Below are 25,948 nucleotides of genomic sequence, written 5' to 3' on the forward strand. Positions count from 1 at the left end.
TGGGGCTCGCCGCCGTGGGGGTCAGTCGAGATCGTTGGCGGCGGGGAGACCGCGCTCGCGGAGCTCTCGCCGCGTGAGCACCGGAGCCGAGCCTCCTTCGGCTGAACCGCCCGTGCCGCCTGCGTGCGGAGCGTCACCGCCCGCGGCGCGCGCACCCGCGACCGCGCCCTCTGCGCCGTCGCCGCCCGCGCCGCGTCCGTCCGGGGCGTCGCCGCGGCGCGCCCGGCGGCGCTCCCTCGCGCCCTCCACGAGGTTGTAGAGGGTCGGGAGGACGAGCAGGGTCAGCACGGTCGAGGACACGAGTCCGCCGATCACCACGATCGCGAGCGGCTGGGAGATGAACCCGCCGTGGCCGGTGATCCCGAGTGCCATCGGGGTCAGCGCGAAGATCGTCGCGAGCGCGGTCATGAGGATCGGGCGCAGTCGCCGCGATCCCCCCGCGATCGTCGCGTCGTGGGCGCTCATCCCCTTCTCGCGGTACTGGTTCACAAGGTCCACGAGCACGATCGCGTTCGTCACGACGATGCCGATGAGCATCAGCACGCCGATCAGCGACGCCACACCGAGGGGGACGCCCGTCACGATCTGCAGCAGGATCGCCCCGGTCGCAGCGAACGGCACCGACACCAGCAGCAGCAGCGGCTGACGGAGCGAGCGGAACGTCGCCACCATGACGATGTACACGATGAGGATCGCCGCGAGCATCGCGATCCCCAGCTGGACGAACGCGTCCTGCTGCTGAGTGAGCACCCCGCCCAGCTTCGCGTCTGCGCCGGAAGGCAGCTTCGCGTCGTCGATCGCGGCGGTCACGGTCGCGGACGCGGCGTTCAGGTCGTCGCCCTCGGGGGTGACGGTGATGGTCGCCGTGCGCTGCCCGCGCTGGGTGGTGATCGACGCGGGGCTCTCGCTCTCCTGCACCGCAGCGATCTGGTCCAGGCGCAGCATGCCGAACGGCGTCGGCACGGCGAGGGCCTTGAGCTCGTCGATCGTCGCAGGCGGGTTCGCCGACTGCAGGTAGACCGTCAGCGACGATCCGTCGATCTCGACCGTGCCGACCTGCTGCGGGCGCATCGCCTGGGAGACCATCCCGCCGACCGCGACCTCGCTCAGACCGTACGTCGCCGCCGCGGCCCGATCGACCTGCACGGCCACGAACGGCAGGGACGCGGACAGGTTGCTCGAGACCTGACGCACGCCGTCCGCATCGGTAAGCTCGGCGACGAGGGCGTCGGTCGCCGTCGCGAGCGTCTCGGAGTCCGGCGCGGACACGTCGATCTCCACGTCCGAGGACGCGAAGCCACCTCCGCCGGCGGCGACCGTGATCTCGCCGACGTCCGCCAGGTCCTTCACCGCTTCCTGGACGTCGGCGCGGACCGTCTCCTGGTCGGCGTCGGCATCGGTCGTGATGGAGTACGTGACGCCCGACCCTCCCCCGGAGAACGCGTCGCGCAGCGCCGAGCCGCTGGAGCCGATCGAGACCTGCACGGTCTCGATCCCGGGGACGTCCTTCAGCGCCTCCTCCACCTTCTGCGCGGCGGCGTCCTCCGCCTCCAGACTCGGCGCCTCCCCGAGCGACTGCGTCATCGTGAACGTGTTCTGCCCGGAGTCGCCGAGGAAGTTCACCTTCATCAGCGGCGCGGCGGCGATCGTCCCGACCAGCACGACGACGGCGAGGCCCAGGGTCGCCCAGGAGTGGCGGAGCGTCCATGCCAGGATCGGAATGTACGACTTCTGCAGCCGCGAGGGCGGCGCGTCCGGGTGCTCCGGATCGATCGCCCGGCCGTCCGCGTCGAGCAGCGGCTTGCCCGGTCGCAGGAACCAGTACGCCAGCACGGGCACGATCGTCAGCGCGACGAACAGGGACGCGGACATCGCGATGGTGACGGTGAGCGCGAACGGACGGAACAGCTCGCCGGTCATGTCGCCCACGAACGCGATCGGCAGGAACACAGCCACGGTGGTCAGGGTGGACGCGGTGATCGCCATCGCGACCTCGCGCACGGCGAGGAGGATGGACGCCTTCTTGTCGGCGTCGCCCACGTAGTGGCGTTTGATGTTCTCGATCACGACGATGGAGTCGTCCACGACCCGCCCGATCGCGATGGTGAGCGCGCCGAGCGTGAGGATGTTGAGGGAGTAGCCGAAGGCCTGGATCCCGATGAAGGTGATGAGCACGCTGGTCGGGATCGAGATCGCGGTGACGAGCGTCGAGCGCACCGACAGCAGGAACACGAGGATCACGACCACCGCGAAGACCAGGCCGAGCAGACCCTCCTGCGCGAGCGACTCGATCGACTGCTGGATGTACGGCGCCTGGTCGAAGACGGTCGTGAACGTCGCGCCGTCCAGGTCGTCCGCGAGGCTCGGGAGCAGCTCCGTCACGGCGCGCGAGACGTCGACCGTGTTCGCGGAGGGGAGCTTGGTGACGGCGATCGTCAGTGCCGGCTCCCCGTCCACCCGCGAGATCGACGTGACCGGGTCGTCCGCGAGCTCGACGCTCGCCACCGCGCCGAGAGTCGTGGTCGTCCCGACCAGCGGCAGCGCCTGGAGCTGCTCGACGGAGGTGAGCTTGTCCCCCGTCTGCACGGTGAGCGTCTCGTCGCCCTGCGTGATGGAGCCACCGGGGAAGAGCACGCCGTTCTGCTCGAGCGCGTCCCGGATCGCCTGCGGCGTCGTCCCGGCCTGGGCCAGCGCCGGCTGATCCGGCGTGATCGTGATGCGCTTGCCCTGACCGCCGACGAGCGACGCGGCGTTGACCCCGTCCAGGTCCTCGATCTTCGGGATGACCGTGTCGGTGATCCGCTGCTGCGCGGCGTCGGCGTCGTCGAAACCGGTCACGGCGAGCTGGATGACGGGGAAGTCGTCGATGCTCGCGGCGATCACCTGCGGATCGACGTCCTCGGGCAGCTGCGCCTTGATCCGGCCGATGGCCTGCGTGATCTTCTGCTCGGCGGTCGCGAGGTCCGTGCCGTACGCGAACGAGGCCTGGATGATCGAGGCGTTGGCGGTGCTCGTCGCGGTCGACGAATCCAGTCCGGGCACGCCCTGGATGGCCGTCTCGATCGGCGTCGACAGGTCGTTCTCGACGACCTCCGGAGAGGCGCCGGGGTACTGCGCGACGATCGCGAGCTGCGGGAACTCGATGGACGGGATGAGCTCCTGCTTCAACGTGGTCAGGGAGATCCCGCCGAAGACGGCGGCGACGATGGTGATGAGCGCGATGAGCGCGCGGTTGCGGAGACTGAGGACGGCGAGCTTGGACACGGATGCTCTCTCGGTTCAGGATGCGCGGGCGGGGATATCGGACGCGGAGGGGTCCGCGGCGCCGGGGGAACGTCCCGTCTCGCCGAGGATCGCGGCCAGGCCGGCCTCGATCGTCGGCTCGTCGGGGGGAGTGTCGCTGATCAGAGAATGCCACAGGACGCCGTCGATGAAGATCGCGGCGGTCTCGGCGCGACGCGGACCGTGCACCGGCTCGAGGAAGCCGGCCATGCGGGCCCACCAGCGCCGCGCGAGCTCACGCACGGACGGGTCGTGCACGGCGGCGGTCACCACCGCACGGTCGGCCTGGAGAGTGCGGGCGTCGGCGAGCGCGGCGACGAGAAGGCGCGTGATCGACCGTGCGCTCGCCCCCTGCTCCTCCAGCGCGACCCGGACGCCGTCGACGCGCGCGTCGATCTCCTCGGCGAGGTGCGCGAGGGCCGCCGCGCGCAGATCGTCGAGCGTGTCGAAGTACTGGGTGGTCGCGCCGAGCGGGACGCCGGCACGGGCGGCGACCATCCGGTGCGTCATGGCGTCCACGCCGACCTCGGTCACGAGCTCCGCGGCGGCGGTCACCATCGCGCGGCGGCGCGCCTCGGGATCGCGCCGTCGCCGCACCTGTCCCATTCCGCGCCTCCCCTGGTCTGTACGTTTGTACATTAGGCGCTTGTGCACGGGCTGAGAGCGGTCCCGCCCGCGGGGTCGAGGTCGGGTCGTCGATACGATGGAGACCATGCAGCTGAGCGCGGACGACCGACGGTTCCTGGATCTGGCGATCGAGCAGGCCCGGACCGGATGAGACGAGGGCGGCATCCCGATCGGCGCGGCGCTCGTGCACCGCGGCGAGGTGCTCGCGGTCGGCCGCAACCGCCGGGTGCAGATGGGCAGCGTCATCCGCCACGGGGAGACCGACTGCCTCGAGAACGCCGGGCGCCTGCCCGCGAGCGTCTATCGGGAGAGCGTCCTCTACACCACCCTCTCGCCGTGCTACATGTGCGCCGGGACCGCGACGCTCTACGAGATCCCCCGCATCGTGATCGGTGAGAACCGCTCCTTCCAGGAGTCGGAGCACTGGCTCCGCTCGAACGGCAAGGAGCTCGTCGTCGCCGACGACGAGACCTGCATCGCCCTCATGGACCGGATGATGACCGAGCGTCCCGAGCTCTGGGCCGAGGACATCGGCGTCGAGGCGAGCGACCTCGGCCCCCGCGCGTGAGCGCTCCCGGTCGGACCACCGGTCCCTCCGAGGAGGAGGCCGCCCCGCCCGCTCCCATGGATCCGGACTATCCGGTCACCCCCGTGCCGCGACACGCGCGCAAGGGGTTCTTCTCCCTCATGGTCGTGCTGCTGGGCTTCACGATCTTCACGCCGACGATGCTGGCGGGGGCGACGCTCGGCACGTCCTTCGGACTCAGCGACCTGCTGCTCATCATCCTGCTCGGGTCCCTCGTGCTGGGCGCCTATGTGGCCGTGCTGGGCTGGATCGGAGCCCGCACGGGGCTCACGACGGTGGTCATGGCGCGGTACGCGCTCGGCACCCGCGGCTCCAAGCTCGCCTCCGTCCTTCTGGGCGGGACGCAGATCGGCTGGTACGGGGTGGTGATCGGGACCATCGGCGACCTCACGGCGCAGGCGTTCGGGTGGGACTCGTATCCCGCCCGTGCCGCGATCATGGTCGCCGTCAGCGCGCTGATGTGCGCCACCGCCTGCTACGGGTACCGCGGCATGTACTGGGTGTCGCTCGTCTCCACGCCCCTCATCCTGATCCTCGCCTTCTGGGTGATGTTCCGCTCCCTCGACGAGGTGGGCGGCTGGGCCGGGCTCGCCGCGATCCACCCGACCGCGTCGATGTCCCTCGCCGCCGCCGTGACCACCGTGGTGGGCACCTTCGTCTCCGCGGGCACGCAGGCGCCGAACTGGACCCGGTTCGGGCGCACGGGCGGACAGGCCGTCGTCGCGTGCCTCGTCGGGTTCCTCATCGGCAACGGCCTCATGATCTTCTTCGGCGCGATCGGGGCGATCACGTTCGGCGAGGGCGACTTCGTGCTGGTGCTGTACCAGTTGGGGCTGGTCGGCTGGGGGCTGTTCCTGCTGTTCGGCAACCTCTGGAAGTCGAACGCGGACACCGCGTACGCGTTCGGGGTCGCGGGCGCGGAGCTCTTCGAGAAGCCGAGCAAGATCCCGTTCGTCATCGGCGGGTCGGTCATCGGCACGGTCCTGGCGCTCGTCGGCGTGCACGAGCACCTGCCGCAGTATCTGGGCCTGCTCGGCACCTTCATCCCGCCGCTCGGCGGCGTGATCGTCGGCGACTACCTGGCCCGCTGGCGGCGGACCCAGATGCCCGAGGGCGAGCCGCTCCCCCGGGTCAATCCGGTGAACCTCGCCGCCTACGCGCTCGCGTGCGCAGCCGCCTGGGTGTCCGGGCAGACTGGGTTCGGGATCCCGCCCGTGATCGGCATCCTCGTCGCGCTCGTGCTGTCGATGGCGCTGTCCCGCCTCTCGCCGCGTCGTCCGCGCTGACCCGCCCACCGGTCGCCGACCGAGGAGGGCAGCGAGTCCCGGTCGTTGAGCGAGGAGCGCGGCGACGAGACGAAACGCCCCGGCTCAGCACGTTTCGACTCGCTCCGCTCGCTCAACGACCGAGGGGATCACCGCACCGGTCGTTGAGCGAGGAGCGCAGCGACGAGACGCCCCGGCTCAGCGCAGCGCGGCGCCGGTCGCGAGTCCGGCGATGGCGGCGAGGATTCCGGCCACCAGCATGCCGGCGGAGTGGAACAGCGCCGCGCCGCGCTCCCCGTCGCGCCACAGCGCGACGACATCGAGCATCGCCGTGCTGAACGTCGTGTACCCGCCGAGGAATCCGGCGCCGAGGACGAAAGTCGCGTCCGACGGCAGCTGGGCGGTGATCCAGCCCAGGGCGAAGGATCCCGAGACGTTGATGAGGAAGACGCCCCACGGGAAGCGCGCGCCGACGAGGCGGGCGACACCCCGGTCGACGAGGTAGCGGACCACGGCCCCGGCTCCCCCGGCGAGCGCCGCGACGGCGAACAGCAGCGGCGTCATGCCCGCCCCCTCCGCGGCCGGGCGATGCGCAGGCCCGCGGCTGCGGCGGCGATCCCGAGGATCACGCTCCCGACCGCGTACGCAGCCGCGAGCCAGGGCGCCGTCTCGGCGAGCGTGATCGTCCCGACGGTGAAGGCACTGTAGGTCGTGAACCCGCCCAGCAGCCCGGTGCCGAGGAACAGCCGCATCCCCGACGAACCGGGAAGGCGCGCCGCGACGAGCCCGAGGCAGAAGGCACCGAGCAGGTTCGCCACGAGGATGGGGACGGGCAGGCCGTCGGACTCGGGGATCACGAGCCCCAGACCGAGTCGCGCGGCCGTCCCGATCGTGCCCCCGGCTGCGACGAGCAGCACGGGCGCGAGTCGGGAGCGGGTCACGCCCGCCACTCTATTCCCGCGGGCGGCACAGACCCGACCCGACCGACCCGGTCCGCAGAGGGAGGACCGGAGCGAACCGCGCCGATGTCCACGGCGCGGACGCACGAGGCGACGACGCAGGACGGGGCGTCGCAGGCTCTCGGCCCGCGGCGCCCGTCCTGCCACGCCGGTGCACGGCTATAGGTTCGCCTCCGCGTAGACGCGGAGCGCGTCGCGGACGAACTCGGCGCCGCGGGTGCTCCCGTCGGACGTCGCGTAGTTCGCGCCGAAGCGCGGGTCGGCGACGTACATCTCGCCGAGGCCGATCACGTACCCCTTCACGTCTCCGCCGGGAACGGCGGCGGGCGTCCCGGGGACCCCCGTGAGCCACTCCACGTGGCGGCGGGCGAGGCTCTGCGCCTCCTCGGAGGCCGGATCGATCCCGCTCTCCGCGGCCGCGATCCAGTCGCGACCGAGGTCGGAGACGCGCTGCTGCCACGCGGCGCGCTCCTCGTCGGACATCCCCCGCCACCAGCGGTCGCCGTCGGCGTACGCCTGGGTGCCCCAGCGCTGCTCGACCTCGTCCTTGTACTGCGTGTGGTCGAAGCCGTCGAACATGTTCTCTGCCATGAGGTTCTCACCTCCTCTCAATGCGGTGATGGTGTTCTCGACCGACGCGATCTGCCGCGTCAGCCGGTCCTGCTCCTCGCGCAGCCACGCGAGGTGCGTCTCGAGCGCGGAGGCCTCGGAGTCCGAGGCCCGGGACGCGCGCGACGGATCGAGCACGGTCGCGATCTGCGGCAGTCCGAGCCCGAGCTCGCGCAGCAGGAGGATCCGCTGCAGACGCACGAGCGCGCGCTCGTCGTAGTGCCGGTACCCGTTCGGGGCGATCCGCGTCGGCGGGAGCAGCCCGATGTCGTCGTAGTGACGCAGCGTCCTGCTCGTCGTGCCGGCGAGGCGCGCGATCTCCTGGATCGACCAGTCCCGACCTGCCATCTCGTCTCCTTCCCGTGTCGTTGTCTCCACGGTAAAAGTTGACGTTACGTCAATGTCAAGCCCGGCGCTGGTCTATCTTCGAGGCACTCGTGTGGCCGAGGATCATGCTCGGCGGGCGGCGCGGACTCGGGTCTCCACGGCCGCGATGTAGAGCGCGACGCACAAGGCGATGTATGCCGTGAACCACCCGTACCAGGCAACGGTTCCCATCACGATCGTCAGCACCGCCCCGGCCAGCAGGAGCAGGCTCACCACCACCCACGTGATGTACAGGCCCCGGGCTCCGCTGCGCGCGCGGCGGACGCCGATCACGACCGACACCAGCACGGGGACGCCGATGTATGCGAGAACGGTCATGGCGTCGGCCCAGCTCGACAGACCCAGGAGCACGGTGCCGAACATGACGAAGAGAGGTGCCAGGCTCACCACGAGCCAGACCGCCCCGCACACGCGCGCCATCGTCGTGATCCCGATGGCGGTCCGCCACCATCCCGGGCGCGCGCCCGCGAGCGATGTTCCCGGCGGCGGGGCATACGCGCCGTTCAGCGAACGCCGCGGCATACGCACCGCCGGCGGAGGCCCGGAAGCGGGAGACGGCACGACATAGCTCGGCGCCGGTCGGGGCGGCGGTGCGCTCCCTGGATGGCCCGAGGACGGCGCGGAAGGCTCGTCGTCCACGACTTCTCCCCAAAGCGGTGTCCCCTCTCCGTCGCGGGTGTCGGGCGCATCTCGCTCGTCGTCCACTGCCGTGCAGCACCGCGTCGTGACGGCGGCGGAGATCCGGATCGGACAACGTCGCGTAGGCCTCATGGATCGCGGCTGCGACGGATGGATCACCGCCGCGATCCGGATGGTGAACCTTCATCAGGCTGCGGTAGGCGGCGCGAATGACGTCATCGGACGCCGACCGGCTGATCTGCAGCATCTCGTAGTGATCGGGCGTTGCCCTGGCGCTCACTGTGTGATCTCCTGCCTGGCCTCGTCGAGAAGGTAGTCACGCTGCTCCACCTGCCATGCGGACGCGCCGCCCTGACGCGCCGCGATCAAGAGCACGGCGTGCGTCGGCGTGGACCGAAGGGCGACGGTACGAAAGAACTCGCTTCCATCGGCGCGCACGTGCCGCACAGTCTCGGCCTCTGTGTACCGCGCGTCGGCGAGCGCCCCGGCGAACCCTTCACGCACGACCCGGGGAAGATAGGCGAGCTCGGCCAGAGATCTGTCCTGAGCGCGCTCGGTCACCGAACGGCCGGAACGCTCCTTCGCCCCACCCCCGATCTCATCCGCCGGGACGTCGCCGCGACGCAGAACCGGCCGATCTCTCGCCTCGGCGAGGGATATCTCCGCGCGCCACGGCCCGTTCGGGGAGAATTTTCCGTCCGCGCGGGGCACGACGGGCTGACTCACGTCCACGAACTCGATCCGCCTCGGGTAGGCCCGCCACCCCACACGCCGCCGCCGGTACGAGCCACCTCGGCGAACGATCCCGTTGACGGCGCGGAGCATTTGAGCGAGAAGATCGTCCTCCGGCGGTGGCACGTGGTCGGACAGATCGAGGACGTCGCCGTTCCACTCGGTGTCCGCGACGGCCCGTGTCGGCCCCTGACCACGGTGCCGACGCGCCACGGAGGCGGACGGCATGCGCATCATCTCCGTCATCGCACCCTCACCCGAGGATCTCGCGGAGCTCGGAACCCGAGACCAGATGTGCCGGAAGGGGCACATCCATCGCCGCCACCCGGTCGCGCCAGCCCGGAGGCACCCAGGCACCGTTCACGAACTGCTCGTGATGCGGGTGACGGACCCGGCACCAGAACGTGAACACGAGTTCAGCCCAGTCGGTTGCAAGGATCCACGAGACCGGCCCGTTCACTGACTCACCCGAGAACCATAACGCCGCGGGACCGACAAGATGCGCGGCGCTGATCGCCCCGAACCCCCAGGAGAAGAACTGCCCCGTCGCGGTGAGAAACGAGAACCCGTGATCAGTGACCCAGACCTGCCCACGGTCGATCTCCCGCCACGACGGCTGTGCCGCCCGAATGGCGGCCCTCCGCCGCCGGGAGTTGCCGATCGCCCGTCCCGCGGCAAGTCCCGCCGTCAATGCCAGACCCACGCCACCGGTCGCGAAGAAGAACCCGCCATCGTGTGCATAGCTGCCGTCGCCGTCCGCCCCGAAGTCGTACAGCGAGAACGGACCGTTGGCGAAGACATGTTCATCCGGTGCGTGCACGGGAGCGAAACTCGTCCGCAATGCCGGCCAGGCGTCGCTCGCTCCCGCGTCGAGCAGCTCGTTGATCTGACAGGTATGCCAGATTGCGACGTCATGCGCGGTGGGATGACCGGCCTGATAGTGCGGCGGTTGTGGCAGTTCTGTGGTCATCTGGTCCCCCCGGACACGGTCGCAAACCGACATTGATCCTCACGATAGCTTGCCAGATCGACGCCGCCTCAAGCCCGGCTCCGCGCACCCTCTTGACAAGATCGAGATATATCGTGTTACGCTCATCGGACACGATATATCTCGATCACCACGACAGGAGAACCCCATGACCGAGAAATGGCTCATCGCCCCCGGTGAGGAGCGCGTCATCGACATCGAGAGCGCCGCCCGCCTGAAGATCGGCCTCGTCGGCGGCCAGATCGACGTCATCGCCCACGACGAGCCGGGCATCCGCATCGAGGTGCACGGCGTCACGACCAAGGACCTGCGGATCGAGTCCGACGGGTCGGAGGTGGAGATCGACCACCCCCAGCTGGGGTGGGACAACTTCCTCGAGGTGTTCCGCAACTTCGGCTCCGGCGGCCCCAAGGCGGAGGTCAGCGTGGCCGTCCCCCGCGGCATCGCCCTCACCCTCGGCGTCGTCAGCGCCGGCGCCCTCGTCTCGGGCATCGAGAAGGACGCGCGCCTGAACACCGTCTCCGGCGACATCATCGTCGACACCCACACGGGCGACCTCACGATCAACTCCGTCTCCGGCGACGTGCAGGTGCGCGGGCTGGCCGGCTCCGCCAACGCCAACAGTGTCTCCGGCGACATCGCGCTCACCGGCACGCTGCGCAAGGCCACCATCGACACGGTGTCCGGCGCGATGGTCATCGACGCGACCGGCCCCGTGAACACGGTGAACCTGAACAGCGTCTCCGGCAACGCGACCATCCGCCTCGACGAGGGTCTGGCCGCCAACTACGTCCTGCGCTCGATGAGCGGACGCCTGCTCGTGGACGGCGTGGATCGCGGATCCAGCGGCCCCACGAACTACGCGGGGCGCACCGGCGAGCTCGCAGGATCCTTCGTGGACCTGCGCACCAACACCGTCTCCGGCGACGTGACCGTGCTGCGCCGCAGCGCCGCCGAGGCCCCGGTCGCCTTCACCGCCGACGGGGAGGACCTGCTGTGAGCCCCGCGGTCTTCTCTCACGGCGACCTGCGCCTGTACCTGCTGTCGCTGCTCGCGGAGTCGCCGCAGCACGGCTATGGCATCATCCAGGCGCTCACGGATCGCACGGGCGGGACGTACACCCCGAGCGCCGGCACCATCTATCCCCGGCTCGCGAAACTGGAGGAGGAGGGGCTGGTGACGAAGACCGTCGACGGACGCACCTCGATCTACGCGATCACCGACGCCGGACGCGCCGAGCTCGCCTCCCGGGAGGACGACATCGCCGGGATCGAGGCGGGGCTGGCGGACTCTGTGCGCCTGATCGCCAACGAGGTGCGCCAGAGCGTGCAGGACGCCATGAAGAGCCTCCGGGCCGATCTCGCCTCCGCCGCCCACGACGGGCGCATCGCCTCGGCGTCGCGCCCGCGTCCGCGCTCCGCGTCCGACGACGCCCGGTTCACCAGCCGGGAGCAGCTCCACCGCGCCGACGCCGCGATCAACGCCTTCCGCGCACGGGTGCGCACCGATCTGCGGACGCATGTGGCCCGCGGCGGAGTGCTGTCCGAGTCGGTCGTCACCGATCTCGAGGAGGCGCTCGACGCCGCCGCCCGCGCGGTGACGATCGGCATCACGCCCCCGCCCGGTCGGTGAGCGAGCGCCAGCGAGACGAATCGCCGACCCGGCGCGCGCTACTCCGTCCAGATCTCCTTCTGGTCGTCCGGGACGGGGTCCTCCAGCGGCACGACGAGGATCGGGCGGGACTGACGATGCGAGAGCCGCGCGGCGACGGATCCGGTGAAGAACTCGCGGATCGACTCCCCGAGTCCGCGACGCCGCGTCCCGACCACGATGAGCTGCGCGTCGAGCTTGCCGGCGAGCTGCTTGATGGCCAGGGCGGGATCGCCCACGAGCTGACGGGCGGTCCAGGTGAGGCCGGTGCCGGCGAGCGCCTCCTCGGCGGCGGCGCGGACGCTCTCGAACTCCGCGACGCCCGCGTCGATGTTCATGTCGATGGGGGCGGAGTGGACGTAACCGTCGGGATCCTCGTAGGTCACGAACCGCGTGACGTCGACGTGCACGACGACCAGCGGGACGTCGAGGAGACGGGCGTAACGGATCCCCTCCGACAGCACGCGCGCCGGCTGATCGGGCTGCATCGCGACGATCACGGCGTGGTGCAGCCGGGGGTTCTGGAGGTCGTCCTCGTTGGGGGTGGGGGCGGTGTCGGACACGTCATCACTTCCCTTCGCTGGCGCGATCGAGGCCGGGGGCCCTGGCCTCCGTGCTATCCTGAATGCTACTCTTACCGGCCGCGAGCCGGTGCCGTGAATAAACATCGGGCCCCGTTCCGCCCGCTGCTTACAGTAAGGGGGTCTCGCGCATGGGCCGTGGCCGTCAGAAGGCAAAACACACGAAGATCGCCCGCGAACTCAAGGCGTACAGTCCGGACGTGAACTACGCCGCGTTGGAGCGCGAGCTCGGTCACCCGCAGAGCGACGAGGACGCCTACGTCGACAAGTGGGCCGACCAGTACGCGGACGAAGACGAGGACGAGCTCGAGCGGGCGTGACCTCCCTCGACCCGTCGCCCTGACCGGCGAGCCGCAGCGCTCACCGGTCAGGGCTTCCTCGTTGTCCGGGACAGAGCGCCCCTCGTCCTCGGCGCCGCCCGGCGCCTGGGAGGATGGACGACATGCCCCACCGCGCCACCGCTCGCGTCGTCGCCCTGTATCGCCATCCCGTCAAGAGCTTCACTCCGCAGTCGTGCGACTCCCTGACGGTCCAGGCCGACGGCCGGATCGCAGGCGACCGGGTTCTGGCGTTCCGCTTCGCGGACGCGACGCAGCCGGAGGACCGGGACGGCCTCGACCGGTGGGCGAAGTCCAAGGGCCTGGCGCTGCAGGAGTTCCCCTCCCTCGCCGCGCTCCGGCTCGACTACGACGACGAGGCGCTCCGCGTCCGCATCAGCCGGGACGACGCCGTGCTCGTCGACGCCGGGCTGGATGACGCCGGCCGCGCCGAGATCGAGTCCGCGGTCACCGACTACGTCCTGGCGTCACCGGAGGGCAGGCGCCTGCAGCGTCCCGGCCGCCTCCCGCTCTCCCTCCTCGGCGACGGCATCGCCTCGCGTTTCCAGGACCAGGCCCGTGGGTACGTGACGCTGCACAGCAGGGAGAGCGTCGCGGCGCTCGGCGGAGCGCTCGGCCAGGAGGTCGACGACCGGCGCTTCCGCTCGAACGTCGTGATCGAGGGCGTCGGCGCCTGGGACGAACTGGAGTGGCAGGGGCGCCTCCGGATCGGCGAGGTCACGTTCACGCTGGAGGGCACGCTCGCCCGATGCCTCGCGACCCACGCGAACCCCGACACGGGCATCCGGGACGCGAAGGTGCTGACGACCCTGACGACGGCGTTCGATCAGCCCGAGCCGACGCTCGGCCGCATGCTGCTCCCCGTCGGCGACAGCAGCGGCCGCGTCGGCGACGCCGGCAGCGCGGACTCCCCGGTCAGCGGCGTGATCCGCGTCGGCGACGAGGTCCTCCTCGCCTGACCCCGCCCCGAGCGCTCGCCCCGCTCCCCTCGCCCGCGCTCGCGACATCAGGCGATCACGCGACATCAGGCACACTCACCGCAGATCTGCCTGTTCTCGCGCGTCTGCCTGTTCTCGCGCGGGGGCCTCACCACTGGCGGGCGTGCCGGCGCTCCCAGTCGTCCTCCACCGTGCGGCGGCGGCTGACGTAGATGCCCGCGGGCACCGAGACGACGAGCATGGACGCCACGACGATCAGGGGCACCTGCCACCCGCCCGTGGTGTCGTGCAGCATGCCGATGAGAAGGGGGAAGATCGCCGCCAGCGTGTAGCCCGCGCTCTGCGCGAACCCGCTGAGCGCGACGGCGCTCGCGGGGGTCCTCGCCCGGATGCTGATGAGCACGAGCGCGAGGGGGAAGAGCATGCCGACCAGGCCGTACAGACCCACCCACAGCCACACGAGCGTCGGCGACGGCGCGAACAGCAGCCCCATGAGCCCGACGAAGCCGCCGAGCACCCCGAACAGATACAGCGGCAGGGTGGCCTGCAGGCGGACGATCAGCACCGGCACGATCAGGGAGCCGGGAAGGCCGATGAACGCGAAGAACGACAGCAGCAGTCCCGCCGTCGCCGGGCTCACCCCGGCCTGGTCGATCACGATCGTCGGAAGCCACGCGAACGCGACGTACGCCATCGTCGACGACGTCCCGAACACGAGGGCGATCGCCCAGGACAGCGGCACGCCCGCGACCCGCGCGAAGATGCGTGAGCTCGCCGGGACCACGACGATCGGGCCGGTGCCCACCACCGCCGGGTCCAGCTCCGCCTGCTCGTCCTCGATCTCGGCGAGGAAGCGCTCGTCGTCCGCGCGCTTCGCCGGCGCCGGAGGGGCGGCGGCCTCGACCCGGCCGACCGCGCGCTCCCGGAGGATCAGCAGCAGCCACGGGATGAGCCCGGTGACCGCGAACGCCGCCCACAGCGCGAGGGAGAACCGCCAGCCCGCGGCATCCGCGACCGGCACGGCCACGAGCGGAGGAAGGAAGGTCGAGAACGCCATCGCCGTCGTGTAGACGGTCATCATGGCGCCCAGCCGGTCGGGGAAGTACTTCTTCACCAGGGGCGGCAGGAGGATGTTGCCCATGCCGACGCCGGCGAACACCAGGGCGGTGGCCAGCAGCAGCGTGATCGAGTCGACGGCGAAGCCGCGCAGGATCAGCCCCGCCGTGATGGCGATCAGCGCGATCACGGCCACCCGCTCCAGCCCGAGCCTGCGCTCGAACAGCGGGGTCAGCAGGCCGAAGACCGCGAAGCAGATCGGCGGCGCCGTGCCGATGAGGCCCACGACGGCCGAGGACAGGGGGAAGTCCACGGCGATGTGATCCACCACCGGCGACAGGGACGCCACGGCGGAGCGCAGCGAGAACGCGCACAGCACGATCCCGAGGAGCGCCAGCACGCGCCCCCCGCGCACCTGGGCGCCGCTCACCGAGCGCCCCTCACGAGGTCTGCGACCCCTCGAGCCAGGCGAGGTACTCCTCCGTCACCGTCCCGGTCACGTAGCGCCCATCGAAGGGGCTCATGTCCAGATCCTCGAGGTCGGAGCCCTCGATGATGGCGGCCTTGAGGTCCTCGACCTCCTGATAGACCATGCGGTCGGCGCCGAGCACCTCCGCGATCTCCGGGATCGTGCGCCCGTACGCGACGAGCTCGTGCTTGGAGGGCATGTTGATGCCGTACACGTGCGGGTGGCGGATCGGCGGAGCCGCCGAGGCGAAGATCACCGACTTCGCCCCCGCGTCCCTCGCCATCTGGATGATCTGCTGGCTGGTGGTGCCGCGCACGATCGAGTCGTCGATGAGCAGGACGTTCTTGCCGCGGAACTCCGTCGACATCGCGTTCAGCTTCTGCCGCACGCTCTTCTTGCGCACCGCCTGCCCCGGCATGATGAACGTCCGCCCGACGTAGCGGTTCTTGTAGAACCCCTCGCGGTACTCGATCCCGAGCTTGCGGGCCACCTCCATCGCGGCCGGCCGCGACGAGTCCGGGATCGGCATGACGACGTCGATCTGGTCCAGCGGCACGTGCTTGGCGATCGTGTCCGCCAGACGCTCTCCCATCCGCAGCCGCGACTCGTAGACCGAGACGCCGTTCATCACGGAGTCGGGACGGGCGAGGTAGACGTACTCGAACGCACAGGGGGTGAGCCGCGTCTCCCGGGCGCACTGGCGCGTGAACAGCTCGCCGTCGTTCGTGATGAACACGGCCTCGCCCGGGGCGACCTCGCGCACCACCTCGTAGTCGGCGTTCTCGAGGACCAGCGACTCGCTGGCGACCACCCACTCGTGCTCCGGGCTTCCCGCCTGCGCGTCGCCCGACGCGGGGCGACGGCCCAGGATCAGAGGCCGGATGCCGAACGGGTCGCGGAACGCGAGCAGGCCGTAGCCGGCGATGATCGCGATCACGGCATACGCGCCCTCGATCCGGTCATGCGTGCGGGACACCGCCTCGAAGATCCGCTCCGGATCCAGGTCCTCCGAGGAGGTCGTCGTCTGCAGCTCATTGGCGAGGACGTTGAGCAGCAGCTCCGTGTCGCTGGAGGAGTTGAGGTGGCGCCGGTCGCGTTGCTCCATGTCGGCGGTGAGCTCGCGCGTGTTGGTGAGGTTGCCGTTGTGGATGAGGATGATGCCGTACGGCGCGTTCACGTAGAACGGCTGGGCCTCCTCCTCACTGGAGGCCGTGCCCTTGGTGGCGTAGCGGACGTGGCCGAGGCCGACGCTTCCGAGCAGGGAGCGCATGTCCCTCGTGCGGAAGGCCTCCCGGACCATGCCGGACGCCTTGGCCATGTGCATGACGCCGCTCGGCTCCGCCGTGGCGATGCCGGTCGCATCCTGTCCTCGATGCTGGAGCAGCAGGAGCGCGTCGTAGATGTCCTGGTTGACCGGGCCGGACCCGACCATTCCGACGATGCCGCACATAGGGGTGGTTTCACTCGCCTTCTCGATAGGTGCCGACCAGGCGCACGGCTCCGCCGTCCACGCCTTTCGCCCCCTGTTCGAACTCGCCGTCCGGACGGGCGCCGGTGCGCACCGTCGCGACCTGCCAGGTGTCGATGCCGTCCGCCGTCAGCGCGGCGGCGATGTCGCCGGCGGCGGTCTGGTCGACCACCGCGAGGAACCCGATCCCCAGGTTCCAGGTGCCCTCGCTGGACTCCAGCGTCGTGCCGGCGATGTCGCCGAGCACCCGGAAGACCGGAGCAGGAGACCACGTGGAGCGATCCACCTCGGCCCAGCTGCCCTGCGGGAGGACGCGGGCGAGGTTCGCCGCGATGCCGCCGCCGGTGACGTGGCTGAGAGCGTGCAGCCGGTCGCCGTACGTCTCCGCGATGCCGAGCAGCGGCGTCGTGTACAGGCGCGTGGGGGTCAGCAGGGCCTCGCCCCACGTCGCGCCGAGGTCCGCGGCGTTGTCGCCGTACGAGATCCCCGCGTTCGCGATGATGTGGCGCACGAGCGAGTAGCCGTTGGAGTGCAGGCCGCTGGACGCCAGGGCCAGGACGGCGTCGCCGTCCTGGACGCGCTCGGCGCCGAGCAGGCGATCCGCCTCGACGACGCCCGTCGCCGCACCGGCCACGTCGTAGTCGTTGATCCCGAGAAGGCCCGGGTGCTCCGCCGTCTCGCCGCCCACGAGCGCCGTGCCGGTCAGCGTGCACGCCTCGGCGATGCCGCGGACGATGTCGGCGATCCGCTCGGGGAAGACCTTGCCGCAGGCGATGTAGTCGGTCATGAACAGGGGCTTCGCGCCGACGACCACGATGTCGTCGACCACCATGCCGACGAGGTCGTGGCCGATGGTGTCGTGCTTGTCGATGGCCTGCGCGATCGCCACCTTCGTGCCGACGCCGTCGGTGCTCGACGCGAGCAGCGGACGGGTGTAGCCGAGCAGCGCCGAGGCGTCGAACATGCCGGCGAATCCGCCGACGCCTCCGAGGACCTCGGGACCGTGCGTGGCACGGACGGCGGACTTCATGAGCTCGACGGCGCGATCGCCGGCGGCCGTGTCGACGCCGGCCGCGGCATAGGTGTGGGACGACACCCTGCAAGCCTACCGGCGCGGGCCGCGGGTGCGGTCCGCGAGACGTGGCCCGCAGGGCCCGACGATCCGTACGATGGGGCCATGAGCGACAAGCCGCAGTGGCTCGTGCGGGAAGACGCCGGCGTTCCGGTGCTGGTCGCGCTCGCCCTGCGTCAGGAGCTCGGGATCCGAGTGCCCGCCGACCTGCCGTCGCTGCGGGATCGCGCCGTCCGCCCGCCGGACGCCCCGGAGGCCGGCGCAGAGCTCGAACGGCAGTGGCTCGCCTACTGGGAGATGACCGTCGAGCCGCGGGCCCACCGGGCCTCCGTGCCGCTGGAGCTCGTCGACGGCTTCGACACGCTGGTCGCCCTGCCCGCGGAGGGCGCGGAGGAGCTGCGGGCGGCGATCGCGCCCCACGGCCCCTCCGTCGTCGCCTACGCGCGGGAGGCCCAGAGCCGGTACGCGCGCTCGATCAGCAGCGGCGGCGACGCCTACCGCGCCTATGCCGGGGCGATCGCCGAGTACGAGCGCGACACCGGCCGGCGGGCGCACTCGTTCGAGCTCAACGTGCACGTGCTGCCGTTCACGCAGCGCGGCATCTGGTGGATCGGCGCCCTCAGCGTCGCGGTGACCGACGGCCTGCGCCGGGACGTCGTGGCGTTCGACGACGCGATCCGTCCCGTGATCGCCGAGCTCGCCTGACCCCGCGTGCGCGACCCCGCGGGATCAGGCACCCGCCGCGCTCGCTCGCCCTCGTCGCGTTCGCTTCACACATCGCGACAACAGGCACACACGCGGGAACAGGCAACCCCGCGGCAGATCCGCCTGACCCCGTGCGATTGCCTGACCCGACGCGACTGCCTGATCCGACGCGAGGGGTACGACCCGACGCGAGAACAGGCGAACACACGAGAACAGGCGGTTACGCAGCAGACCCGCCTGATTCCGCGCGATTGCCTGACCCGGCGTGCGGGCGTGGGGCGGCGGCCGGGACGCGCGGCGCCGTCGCGGGGACGCCGGGGCGCAGCGAGCGAGCGAGCGGGCAGGGACCGCGGGGGATTACTCGGCGATGCGCTCGTGGTCGACGCGGACGACGCGCTCGGTGCGTCGCGCCAGCCGGTCCAGCAGCAGGGCGATCAGGCCGCCGACCGCGATGCCGATCGGCACCGTCCACAGCAGCGCGAAGCCGAACACCTGGCCGGGCGGGTACACGACGCCCAGGGCCTCGGACTCCTCGTAGCTGCCCACGGCGGTGAGGATCGCGGCAGCGATCACGCCGAGCACGACCCCGATCCCGAGGAAGACACCCCAGCGCGGCGCGCGGCGCACGCGGGCTTCGACGGTCTCACGGCTCTCGGAGGGGGACATGCCTCCATTCTCCCACCGATCCCGGTGTCCCGCCTCCGCGACCGCAGGCCGCCCCTGGCTCTCGCGCTCCGCATCCGGCCAGGCCGCCCCCACTACTTCATCCTTGACTTATATAAGCCAAGGATGAAACAGTGGATCCATGCACGCACTCGATGTCCTGGGCGATCCCGTCCGCCGGCGCCTGCTGGAGCTCCTGGGAGACGGCGAGCGCAGTGCGGGGGAGCTCGCCGGCGAGGTCCACGCCGAGTTCGGGATCTCCCAGCCCGCCGTCTCCCAGCACCTGAAGGTCCTGCGGGAGCACGGCTTCGCCTCCGTCCGCCCCGAGGGCACCCGGCGCCTGTACGCCCTCGATCCCGAGACCCTGCACGACGCCGCGACCTGGTTCGAGCCGTTCCGCCGCTTCTGGCAGCCGCGGCTCGACGCCCTCGGCACCGAGCTCGCCCGCGGACGACGCCGGCAGCGGCTCGACGACGCCCGCCCCGGATCCGCGGACGAGGCGCCCCGCTGACCGGAGGCCCCACGGACCGGCACGGCGCACCCGACGGACCCCGACCGACGCCGCCGGCCCGACCGAGACACCGAAGAGAGAACGAGACACCGAACAAGGAGGAGACCATGGTCGATGTGAACGCACAGGTGGACGCCGTGACGCGCGGCGTCCGCACCGAGGACGTGGACGGCGTGCTCTCGCGCGTACAGACGCTGTCGCAGGAGTATCCGAGCCCCATCGAGGACGTCTGGGACGCGGCGACGAGCGCCGATCGGATCCCGCGCTGGTTCCTGCCCGTCAGCGGCGACCTCCGACTCGGCGGCCGCTACCGGCTGGAGGGCAACGCCGAGGGGAAGATCTTGGAGTGCGCCCCGCCGGCCGACGGCGCGGCGGCCTACCGGGTGACCTGGGAGTACGGCGGAGGCGTCACCTGGGTCACGGTCCGGCTCACGGCGACCGGAGCGGCGAGCACGCGCTTCGAGCTCGAGCACGTCGCCCGTGTCGACGAGGTGCCGCCGGGCTTCTGGGAGCAGTTCGGTCCCGGGGCGACCGGCGTCGGATGGGACGGCGGGCTGCTCGGCCTCGCCCTCCACCTGACCGGCGGCGACGGGCCCTCGCCCGAGACCGCGGAGGCGTGGGCCGGGACCGACGAGGGCCGCGCCTTCTACCGCGCGGCGGCCGATGCCTGGGGAGCCGCGCACGAGGCCGCCGGGGCGGGTGCCGACCAGGCCCGAGCCGCCGCGGCTGCCACCTACGCCTTCTACACCGGGACGCCCGCCGAGGGCTGATCCCGCCCTCCCTCGCGCCGCCTGCCCGTGCGGGCGCGCACGGTCAGGGACGCAGCGGGAGCAGGTCCGTGAGGTCGGCGCGGGTGCCGGACGCGTGGATCCGCCCGTCCGCGGCCGCATCCGCCCACGCGCGGACGCCGGTCGCCACGTCGATCCATGTCTCCGGATCCATCTCCACCACGTTCGGCGGCGTCCCCCGGGTGTGCCGCGGCCCCTGCACCACCTGGACGGCGCCGAAGGGCGGGACGCGCACCTCGACGCTGTTGCCGGGGGCCTTCTCCTCGAGCAGCTGCAGGAGGTAGCGGACGGCGGCGGCGTAGGCGGTGCGCGGCGGCCGCTCCGCCGCCTCGCGGGCGACGCCCACCGCGGCCAGGGCCTCCCGCCCCGCCGCCGTGTCGATCTTCCGAGCCATATCCCCACCCTACGGTTCCCGACGAGGCCGACCCCGGGAGCGCGTCGCCCCCGTACGCTGGGGGGATGTCCGACCTGACCCAGGACTCGACCGCGTCGCGGCCCGCCACCGCCGCCGGCGCTCGGCGCGACCTGATCGAGGCCGCCCGCTCCGAGGCGTGGCGCACGCTGCTGCCCGACCTTCCGACGGCCTCCGAGCCGCGCGCCGCGGCGGTCCTGGTGCTGTTCGGGGTCCTCGACGACGTGCCCGCACCCCCCGACGCGGTGCTGGCGCGCGACCTGGACGTGCTGCTGGAGAAGCGCTCCCCCACGCTGTCGTCGCACCCCGGCCAGGTCTCCTTCCCCGGGGGCAAGGCCGAGCCGGAGGACGCGGACGTCGCCGCCACCGCCTTGCGCGAGGCGCAGGAGGAGACCGGCGTGGATCCCGCGGGAGTCGAGATCCTCGCGGTGCTGCCCGATCTCCCCCTGGTGGCGAGCAACCACCGCGTGACGCCGGTGCTGGGGTGGTGGCGGGAGCCGTCGTCGGTGGTGGCCGTGGACCACGCCGAGACGGTCGAGGTGTTCCGGATGCCGGTCGCGAAGCTCCTGGATCCGGCCAACCGGTACGTGTCCGTGCGCCATCACGGCGTGCACACCTTCCGCGCGCCCGCGTTCGAGGTGGACGGCACGGTCGTGTGGGGCTTCACGGCGATGGTGCTGGACGGGCTCTTCGAGGCGGCCGGCTGGACCGTGCCCTGGGACCGCTCGATCGAGCGCGAGGTCTGATCCGCCGCGGTCGCCGAAACCCCCCTTCCCCCGTCGACACCCCCTCGCAGCTGCGCGTCTGGGAGGGGGTCTGGGCGGGCAGAGGGGGTTTCGGCATGCGCTCGGTAGGCTGGCCGGGTGAAGATCCTCGTCCTCGGTTCCGGTGCCCGCGAGCACGCGATCATCCTCGCCCTGCGCGCCGAGGAGGACGCGCACGACATCCTCGCCGCGCCCGGCAACGCCGGCATCGCACAGGACGCGACGATCGTCGGCGTCGATCCGCTCGACGGCGCCGCCGTGACCGCGTTCGCCAACGAGCACGCCGTGGACCTCGTCGTCGTCGGCCCCGAGGCGCCGCTCGTCGCCGGCGTCGCCGACGCGCTCCGCGAACGCGGGATCCCGGTGTTCGGGCCGGGCCGGGCCGCGGCGCAGCTGGAGGGGTCGAAGGCCTTCGCGAAGCGGATCATGGAGTCCGCGTCCGTCCCCACGGGGCGCGCCGTGCACGCCGCGACGGCAGAGGAGGTCGAGGCCGCGTTCGACGAGCTCGGCTCCCCCTACGTCGTCAAGGCCGACGGCCTGGCCGCCGGCAAGGGCGTCATCGTGACGGAGGACCGCGCCGAAGCACGGGCCCATGCCGCCCAGTACCTGCCGACGGGGCCGGTGCTCGTGGAGGAGTTCCTGTCCGGCCCGGAGGTCTCCCTCTTCTTCCTCAGCGACGGCGACACCGTGCGCGCGCTGAGCCCGGCCCAGGACTTCAAGCGGGCCCTGGACGGAGACGAGGGCCCCAACACCGGCGGCATGGGCGCGTATTCGCCGCTGCCCTGGCTCGCCGAGCGGTTCGGATCCGAGGAGGCGTTCGTCCAGCAGGTCACCGACGAGATCGCTCTCCCCGTCATCCGTCAGCTCGACGCGGAGGGGACGCCGTTCATCGGCCTGCTGTACGCCGGCCTCATCCTCACCGACAAGGGCGTGCGGGTCATCGAGTTCAACGCGCGGTTCGGCGACCCGGAGACGCAGGTCGTGCTGCCGCGTCTGCGCACGCCGCTGTCCGCGCTGCTGCTCGCCGCCGCGTCGGGCACCCTCGAGGACCAGCCGCGTCCGGAGTTCTCCGACGACGTCGCGATCACGGTCGTCCTCGCCAGCGAGGGCTACCCCGAGGCACCGCGGACCGGTCGTCCCATCGAGGGCCTGGAGGACGCCGCCGCCGTCGAGGGCGTGCGGATCGTGCACGCCGCGACGGCCGGCCCGGATGCGCCGGGCGGATCGCTCATCGCGACGGGCGGCCGCGTGCTGAACGTGGTGGCCACCGGATCGGGCTTCCGCGACGCCCGCGCGCGCGCGTACGAGGCGATCGGTCGGATCCGCCTCGACGGAGCGCACCACCGCACCGACATCGCAGCCCGCGTCGCCGACTAGCCCCGGGCCACACGAGACCCCCTCGCCCCGCCGAGACCCCCTCGCCCCGCCGAGACCCCCTCTGCCACGCGCTTGTGGGAGGGGGTCTGGGCGGGGCGAGGGGGTCTCGCGGACGGGAACCGGGAACCGGGACCGAGGACCGGGAACCGGGGACCGGGAACCGGGGTCAGACGGGCTTCTCGACCAGGCCCCAGGGCGAGCCGTAGCCGGCGGGCGCCGGGGCCGACAGCAGGTCGAGGAAGGGGCGGGCGTCGAACGCCTCGGGACCGAGGACGCCCGCACCGGACCAGTCCCCGCGGGCGAGCAGCTCCAGCGCCACGACGGGGTTGATCGCGGTCTGCCACACCACGGCCTGCGAGCCGTACTCCGCCATCGTCCGCTCGTTGTCCGCGACGTGGTACAGGTACGTCGACCGGGGAGCGCCGTCCTTGCCCGTGCCCCGTACCCACACCCCCGCGCAGGTCTTCCCCGTCATCCGGTCCCCCAACGCGGCCGGATCCGGGAGCACCGCCGCGACCACGTCGCGGGGAGACACCTCGACGCCCTTCACCGTCACCGGATCCGTCCGGTCCAGCCCCAGCTTGTTGAGCACGGACAGGACCTGGATGAACTCGTCCCCCAGCCCGTACTTGAAGGTGACCCGCTTCGCGGTCGTCCAGCGCGGCATGAGGAGGACCTCCTCATGCTCGACGTTGACGCACTCGACCGGGCCGATCCCCTCCGGGAAGTCGAACACTTCGGGCTCGGAGAACGGCGCCGTCGTGAACCACCCGCGATCCGCCTCGTAGATCACCGGCGGGTTCAGGCATTCCTCGATCGTCGTCCAGATCGAGAAGGACGGAGCGAAGTCGTAGCCCTCGACGACCAGGTTCGCACCGTCGCGCACCCCGATCTCGTCGATCTCGTCGAACAGCTCGTCCTCCGCGTACCGCGCGAGCACGTCCGACAGCCCCGGCTCGACGCCGATGCCGACGAGCGCCAGCCGTCCGGCGGCCTCCCAGCGCTTGGCCAGCGCGAACTGCTCGTCCCCGAGCTTGACCCCGGTGAGCTCGTGGGGGCGCTCGGGGTGCGGGCGGGACAGGCTCATCGCCATGTCGAGGTATGTCGCCCCGGCGTCGAAGCAGCCCTCGAAGATGGGCATCACGAAGCGCGGATCCACGGCGTTGAGGACGTGCGTCGCCCCGTGCTCGCGGATGAGGGTCGCGACCGACGCGGCGGAGGAGGCGTCCACCCGCGCCGCGACCAGGCGGGGATCGGAGAGCTCCGCGACGAGCGCCTCGGGCCGAGCGGGGTCGTAGTCCGCCACGACCAGCGCCTCGACGAAGTCGCGGCGCACCGCGATCCGCACGGCTGCGGATCCGACGCCCCCGGCGCCGATGACGAGGATCCGCATCAGATCCCCCCGTCCACGGAGCGGATGAGATCGCCTGGCTCGTCCGGCACGAGCACGGGGGTGTCCCGGTTCAGGCTCTCGCCCCGGAAGAACCGCTTCGCCCGCGGGAACAGGAACCAGACGAGCATCAGCACCACGCCGATCAGCAGCGACCCGATGCCGACCACGAAGGTGCCTCCGATCCCGAAGAGCACCGTGTAGCCGTAGTCCACGTCCCACATGTCGATCGCCGACTGCACGAACGCGTACGTGAGCATGAGCGCTCCCAGCAGCGGCATGAGCCCCTTGACCAGGAAGGCGTTCACGGAGGTGAACAGCTCCCGGCGGAAGTACCACACGCACGCGTAGCCGGTGATGGCGTAGTAGAAGGCGATCGCGAGCCCGAGCGAGAGGATCGAGTCCTGCAGGATGTTGTCGCTGACCAGGGTCATCCCCACGTAGTAGGCCGAGGCGACGACGCCCATGACCAGCGTCGAGAACGACGGGGTGCGGTAGCGCGGGTGCACGTCCTTGAACTTGGCCGGGAGCGCCCGGTACACGCCCATGGCCAGGGTGCCGCGCGCGGTCGGGAGGATCGTGGTCTGCGTTGACGACACGGCCGAGATGAGGACCGCCACCACGAGGACCCAGCCGAACGGGCCGAGCAGGCCGTCACGGATCGCGAGGAAGAAGTCGTCCGCGTTCGCCTCGTTGCCCAGACCCGTGCCGTCCTCGCCGAGACCCGCGTACATCATGGCGGCCACGGTCACCCCGACGTAGGTCACCAGCAGGATCACGCAGGTCAGCAGCGCGGCCGCGCCGGGCGTGCGCTTCGGGTCCTTCGTCTCCTCGTTCAGCGCCAGGCACGTGTCCCATCCCCAGTAGATGAACAGGGCCAGGAGGACGGCCTGGGTGAACCCGCTCCACGAGGTGAACGCGAACGGGTTCATCCACTCGAGGTCGAACGGCGTGGGGTTCGGCGCGGTGCCGGCGAAGAACTGGACGAGGGCCGCCACGACGAACACCGCCAGCGCGATGTACTGGATCGCCAGGAGGAGGTTCTGGATCTTCTCGCCGATCTCGACTCCGCGCCAGCTCACCCAGGTCATCGCCGCGATGAACGCCACGGCGACGAGGATGACCCGCCAGTCGTTGTTCTCGAACGACAGCCCGAACAGCGCCCAGAAGTAGATGCTCGCGATCTGGGAGAGGTTCGCGAGCACCACCATGCCCGCGACCGCGACGCCCCAGCCGCCCATCCAGCCGACCCACGGACCGAACGCCTTCGTGCCCCAGGTGAAGGTCGTGCCGCAGTCCGGGATCTCGCGGTTGAGCTCCCGGTATGCGAACGCGATGAAGAGCATCGGCAGGAACGCGACGATGAACGCGATCGGCGCCTGGGCTCCGACCGCGAGCACGACCCAGCCGAGCGTCGCGACCAGCGAGTACACCGGGGCGGTCGAGGCCAGGCCGATCACCGTGGATCCCCAGAGCCCCAGGGTGCCCTGGGCGAGGCCCTTGCCGTCTCCCCGGGTGAGGTGAATGGGCGTCGTCGTCATCGAGGACCTTCCCTCCGGCGTCGACATCCGCACGCTCGATGCATCGGGGCGACGCCGGCCCGATGCGCGCTGTGGCGATGTCAGCCTAAGGCACGATCGGGAACGAATCCAGTCGTTTGTCTGGCGATGCCCTTCGGAATCCGTTTCAGGT

The 25,948-nt window shown here is 71.3% G+C and carries 27 protein-coding genes and 1 pseudogene; 11 read left to right on the top strand and 17 right to left on the bottom strand.

The window, feature by feature from the left end:
* Positions 1 to 21: 21 nt before the first annotated feature.
* Both K8F61_RS11600 and K8F61_RS11605 read right to left on the bottom strand, forming a co-directional pair.
* On the bottom strand, positions 22 to 3,264 hold the full coding sequence (locus tag K8F61_RS11600; protein WP_231819222.1) for an efflux RND transporter permease subunit: 3,243 nt from the start codon (positions 3,262 to 3,264) through the stop codon (positions 22 to 24).
* Positions 3,265 to 3,279: 15 nt separating this feature from the next.
* Complete coding sequence (locus K8F61_RS11605; RefSeq protein ID WP_231819223.1) at positions 3,280 to 3,888, bottom strand: TetR/AcrR family transcriptional regulator; 609 nt, start codon at positions 3,886 to 3,888, stop codon at positions 3,280 to 3,282.
* A 205-nt stretch (positions 3,889 to 4,093) separates the two neighbouring features.
* Between K8F61_RS11605 and K8F61_RS11610 the strand changes: the two genes are divergently transcribed.
* Positions 4,094 to 4,477 carry a nucleoside deaminase gene (locus tag K8F61_RS11610; RefSeq protein WP_231819224.1) on the top strand — a complete coding sequence of 128 codons (384 nt, stop codon included), beginning with the start codon at positions 4,094 to 4,096 and terminating at the stop codon, positions 4,475 to 4,477.
* Positions 4,474 to 5,781 carry a cytosine permease gene (codB, locus tag K8F61_RS11615; RefSeq protein WP_231819225.1) on the top strand — a complete coding sequence of 436 codons (1,308 nt, stop codon included), beginning with the start codon at positions 4,474 to 4,476 and terminating at the stop codon, positions 5,779 to 5,781. The genes K8F61_RS11610 and codB overlap by 4 nt, the downstream gene beginning before the upstream one ends.
* Before the next feature lie 177 nt (positions 5,782 to 5,958).
* Here codB and K8F61_RS11620 read toward each other — a convergent pair whose 3' ends face one another.
* The 7 genes and pseudogenes from K8F61_RS11620 to K8F61_RS11645 all read right to left on the bottom strand — a co-directional run bounded on the left by K8F61_RS11620 (position 5,959) and on the right by K8F61_RS11645 (position 10,056).
* Positions 5,959 to 6,324, bottom strand: a complete 366-nt coding sequence (locus K8F61_RS11620) for a fluoride efflux transporter FluC (protein ID WP_067245349.1) — start codon at positions 6,322 to 6,324, stop codon at positions 5,959 to 5,961.
* Positions 6,321 to 6,701: a fluoride efflux transporter FluC gene (locus K8F61_RS11625; RefSeq protein ID WP_067245367.1), complete on the bottom strand. Its 381-nt coding sequence runs from the start codon at positions 6,699 to 6,701 to the stop codon at positions 6,321 to 6,323. The genes K8F61_RS11620 and K8F61_RS11625 overlap by 4 nt, the downstream gene beginning before the upstream one ends.
* A gap of 177 nt (positions 6,702 to 6,878) precedes the next feature.
* Complete coding sequence (locus tag K8F61_RS11630; RefSeq protein ID WP_067245346.1) at positions 6,879 to 7,676, bottom strand: MerR family transcriptional regulator; 798 nt, start codon at positions 7,674 to 7,676, stop codon at positions 6,879 to 6,881.
* A gap of 102 nt (positions 7,677 to 7,778) precedes the next feature.
* Positions 7,779 to 8,237 (bottom strand): hypothetical protein, encoded by a 459-nt coding sequence (locus K8F61_RS11635; protein WP_231819226.1) that lies wholly within the window; start codon positions 8,235 to 8,237, stop codon positions 7,779 to 7,781.
* 259 nt (positions 8,238 to 8,496) lie between these two features.
* A pseudogene (locus tag K8F61_RS19155) lies at positions 8,497 to 8,601 on the bottom strand (J domain-containing protein); the annotation flags it as partial.
* Positions 8,602 to 8,630: 29 nt separating this feature from the next.
* Positions 8,631 to 9,314 (bottom strand): hypothetical protein, encoded by a 684-nt coding sequence (locus tag K8F61_RS11640; RefSeq protein WP_231819227.1) that lies wholly within the window; start codon positions 9,312 to 9,314, stop codon positions 8,631 to 8,633.
* A gap of 25 nt (positions 9,315 to 9,339) precedes the next feature.
* A complete protein-coding gene (locus K8F61_RS11645; RefSeq protein ID WP_231819228.1) occupies positions 9,340 to 10,056 on the bottom strand; it encodes a hypothetical protein in 717 nt (238 codons plus the stop codon).
* Between the two features lie 166 nt (positions 10,057 to 10,222).
* Between K8F61_RS11645 and K8F61_RS11650 the strand changes: the two genes are divergently transcribed.
* Positions 10,223 to 11,074: a DUF4097 family beta strand repeat-containing protein gene (locus tag K8F61_RS11650; RefSeq protein WP_231819229.1), complete on the top strand. Its 852-nt coding sequence runs from the start codon at positions 10,223 to 10,225 to the stop codon at positions 11,072 to 11,074.
* The gene (locus tag K8F61_RS11655; RefSeq protein ID WP_231819230.1) at positions 11,071 to 11,706 is read left to right on the top strand and encodes a PadR family transcriptional regulator; all 636 of its coding nucleotides are present in this window, start codon (positions 11,071 to 11,073) and stop codon (positions 11,704 to 11,706) included. Before K8F61_RS11650 ends, K8F61_RS11655 begins: the two co-directional genes overlap by 4 nt.
* Before the next feature lie 38 nt (positions 11,707 to 11,744).
* On the opposite strand, the gene K8F61_RS11660 is transcribed toward K8F61_RS11655, so the two are convergent.
* Positions 11,745 to 12,212: a universal stress protein gene (locus K8F61_RS11660; RefSeq protein ID WP_067245364.1), complete on the bottom strand. Its 468-nt coding sequence runs from the start codon at positions 12,210 to 12,212 to the stop codon at positions 11,745 to 11,747.
* Positions 12,213 to 12,436: 224 nt separating this feature from the next.
* Here K8F61_RS11660 and K8F61_RS11665 point away from each other — a divergent pair, with 224 nt between their 5' ends.
* Both K8F61_RS11665 and K8F61_RS11670 read left to right on the top strand, forming a co-directional pair.
* Positions 12,437 to 12,625, top strand: a complete 189-nt coding sequence (locus tag K8F61_RS11665) for a DUF3073 domain-containing protein (protein ID WP_067245335.1) — start codon at positions 12,437 to 12,439, stop codon at positions 12,623 to 12,625.
* A 122-nt stretch (positions 12,626 to 12,747) separates the two neighbouring features.
* Positions 12,748 to 13,602 carry an MOSC domain-containing protein gene (locus K8F61_RS11670; RefSeq protein ID WP_231819232.1) on the top strand — a complete coding sequence of 285 codons (855 nt, stop codon included), beginning with the start codon at positions 12,748 to 12,750 and terminating at the stop codon, positions 13,600 to 13,602.
* A 127-nt stretch (positions 13,603 to 13,729) separates the two neighbouring features.
* Here the strand turns inward: K8F61_RS11670 and K8F61_RS11675 are convergent, their stop codons facing one another.
* The 3 genes from K8F61_RS11675 to purM are packed head-to-tail and all read right to left on the bottom strand — an operon-like array spanning position 13,730 to position 17,604.
* On the bottom strand, positions 13,730 to 15,067 hold the full coding sequence (locus tag K8F61_RS11675; RefSeq protein ID WP_067245328.1) for an MFS transporter: 1,338 nt from the start codon (positions 15,065 to 15,067) through the stop codon (positions 13,730 to 13,732).
* Between the two features lie 10 nt (positions 15,068 to 15,077).
* Entirely contained in the window at positions 15,078 to 16,556 is a 1,479-nt protein-coding gene (purF, locus tag K8F61_RS11680) for an amidophosphoribosyltransferase (RefSeq protein ID WP_067245325.1), read from the bottom strand.
* Between the two features lie 10 nt (positions 16,557 to 16,566).
* Positions 16,567 to 17,604, bottom strand: coding sequence for a phosphoribosylformylglycinamidine cyclo-ligase (gene purM / locus K8F61_RS11685; protein ID WP_231821548.1), 1,038 nt, complete (start codon positions 17,602 to 17,604; stop codon positions 16,567 to 16,569).
* Between the two features lie 147 nt (positions 17,605 to 17,751).
* On the opposite strand from purM, the gene K8F61_RS11690 reads away from it, so the two are divergent.
* Entirely contained in the window at positions 17,752 to 18,351 is a 600-nt protein-coding gene (locus tag K8F61_RS11690; protein WP_067245319.1) for a zinc-binding alcohol dehydrogenase, read from the top strand.
* A gap of 357 nt (positions 18,352 to 18,708) precedes the next feature.
* On the opposite strand, the gene K8F61_RS11695 is transcribed toward K8F61_RS11690, so the two are convergent.
* A complete protein-coding gene (locus K8F61_RS11695; protein WP_067245316.1) occupies positions 18,709 to 19,017 on the bottom strand; it encodes a hypothetical protein in 309 nt (102 codons plus the stop codon).
* 139 nt (positions 19,018 to 19,156) lie between these two features.
* Between K8F61_RS11695 and K8F61_RS11700 the strand changes: the two genes are divergently transcribed.
* Complete coding sequence (locus tag K8F61_RS11700) at positions 19,157 to 19,525, top strand: ArsR/SmtB family transcription factor (protein ID WP_231819233.1); 369 nt, start codon at positions 19,157 to 19,159, stop codon at positions 19,523 to 19,525.
* A 107-nt stretch (positions 19,526 to 19,632) separates the two neighbouring features.
* Positions 19,633 to 20,295 carry an SRPBCC domain-containing protein gene (locus K8F61_RS11705; RefSeq protein WP_231819234.1) on the top strand — a complete coding sequence of 221 codons (663 nt, stop codon included), beginning with the start codon at positions 19,633 to 19,635 and terminating at the stop codon, positions 20,293 to 20,295.
* Between the two features lie 43 nt (positions 20,296 to 20,338).
* Here the strand turns inward: K8F61_RS11705 and K8F61_RS11710 are convergent, their stop codons facing one another.
* Positions 20,339 to 20,707 carry a sterol carrier family protein gene (locus tag K8F61_RS11710; protein ID WP_231819235.1) on the bottom strand — a complete coding sequence of 123 codons (369 nt, stop codon included), beginning with the start codon at positions 20,705 to 20,707 and terminating at the stop codon, positions 20,339 to 20,341.
* 65 nt (positions 20,708 to 20,772) lie between these two features.
* Here K8F61_RS11710 and K8F61_RS11715 point away from each other — a divergent pair, with 65 nt between their 5' ends.
* Together K8F61_RS11715 and purD are read left to right on the top strand one after the other, a co-directional pair.
* Positions 20,773 to 21,471: an NUDIX hydrolase gene (locus tag K8F61_RS11715; RefSeq protein ID WP_067245298.1), complete on the top strand. Its 699-nt coding sequence runs from the start codon at positions 20,773 to 20,775 to the stop codon at positions 21,469 to 21,471.
* 117 nt (positions 21,472 to 21,588) lie between these two features.
* The gene (purD, locus tag K8F61_RS11720; protein ID WP_231819236.1) at positions 21,589 to 22,866 is read left to right on the top strand and encodes a phosphoribosylamine--glycine ligase; all 1,278 of its coding nucleotides are present in this window, start codon (positions 21,589 to 21,591) and stop codon (positions 22,864 to 22,866) included.
* Positions 22,867 to 23,032: 166 nt separating this feature from the next.
* Here the strand turns inward: purD and K8F61_RS11725 are convergent, their stop codons facing one another.
* Both K8F61_RS11725 and K8F61_RS11730 read right to left on the bottom strand, forming a co-directional pair.
* Entirely contained in the window at positions 23,033 to 24,259 is a 1,227-nt protein-coding gene (locus K8F61_RS11725; RefSeq protein WP_231819237.1) for a saccharopine dehydrogenase family protein, read from the bottom strand.
* A complete protein-coding gene (locus K8F61_RS11730; protein WP_067245362.1) occupies positions 24,259 to 25,797 on the bottom strand; it encodes an APC family permease in 1,539 nt (512 codons plus the stop codon). Before K8F61_RS11730 ends, K8F61_RS11725 begins: the two co-directional genes overlap by 1 nt.
* Between the last annotated feature and the right edge of the window lie 151 nt (positions 25,798 to 25,948).

Origin of the sequence: Microbacterium resistens (genome assembly GCF_021172025.1) — a bacterium.
GTDB classification, from domain to species: domain Bacteria; phylum Actinomycetota; class Actinomycetes; order Actinomycetales; family Microbacteriaceae; genus Microbacterium; species Microbacterium resistens.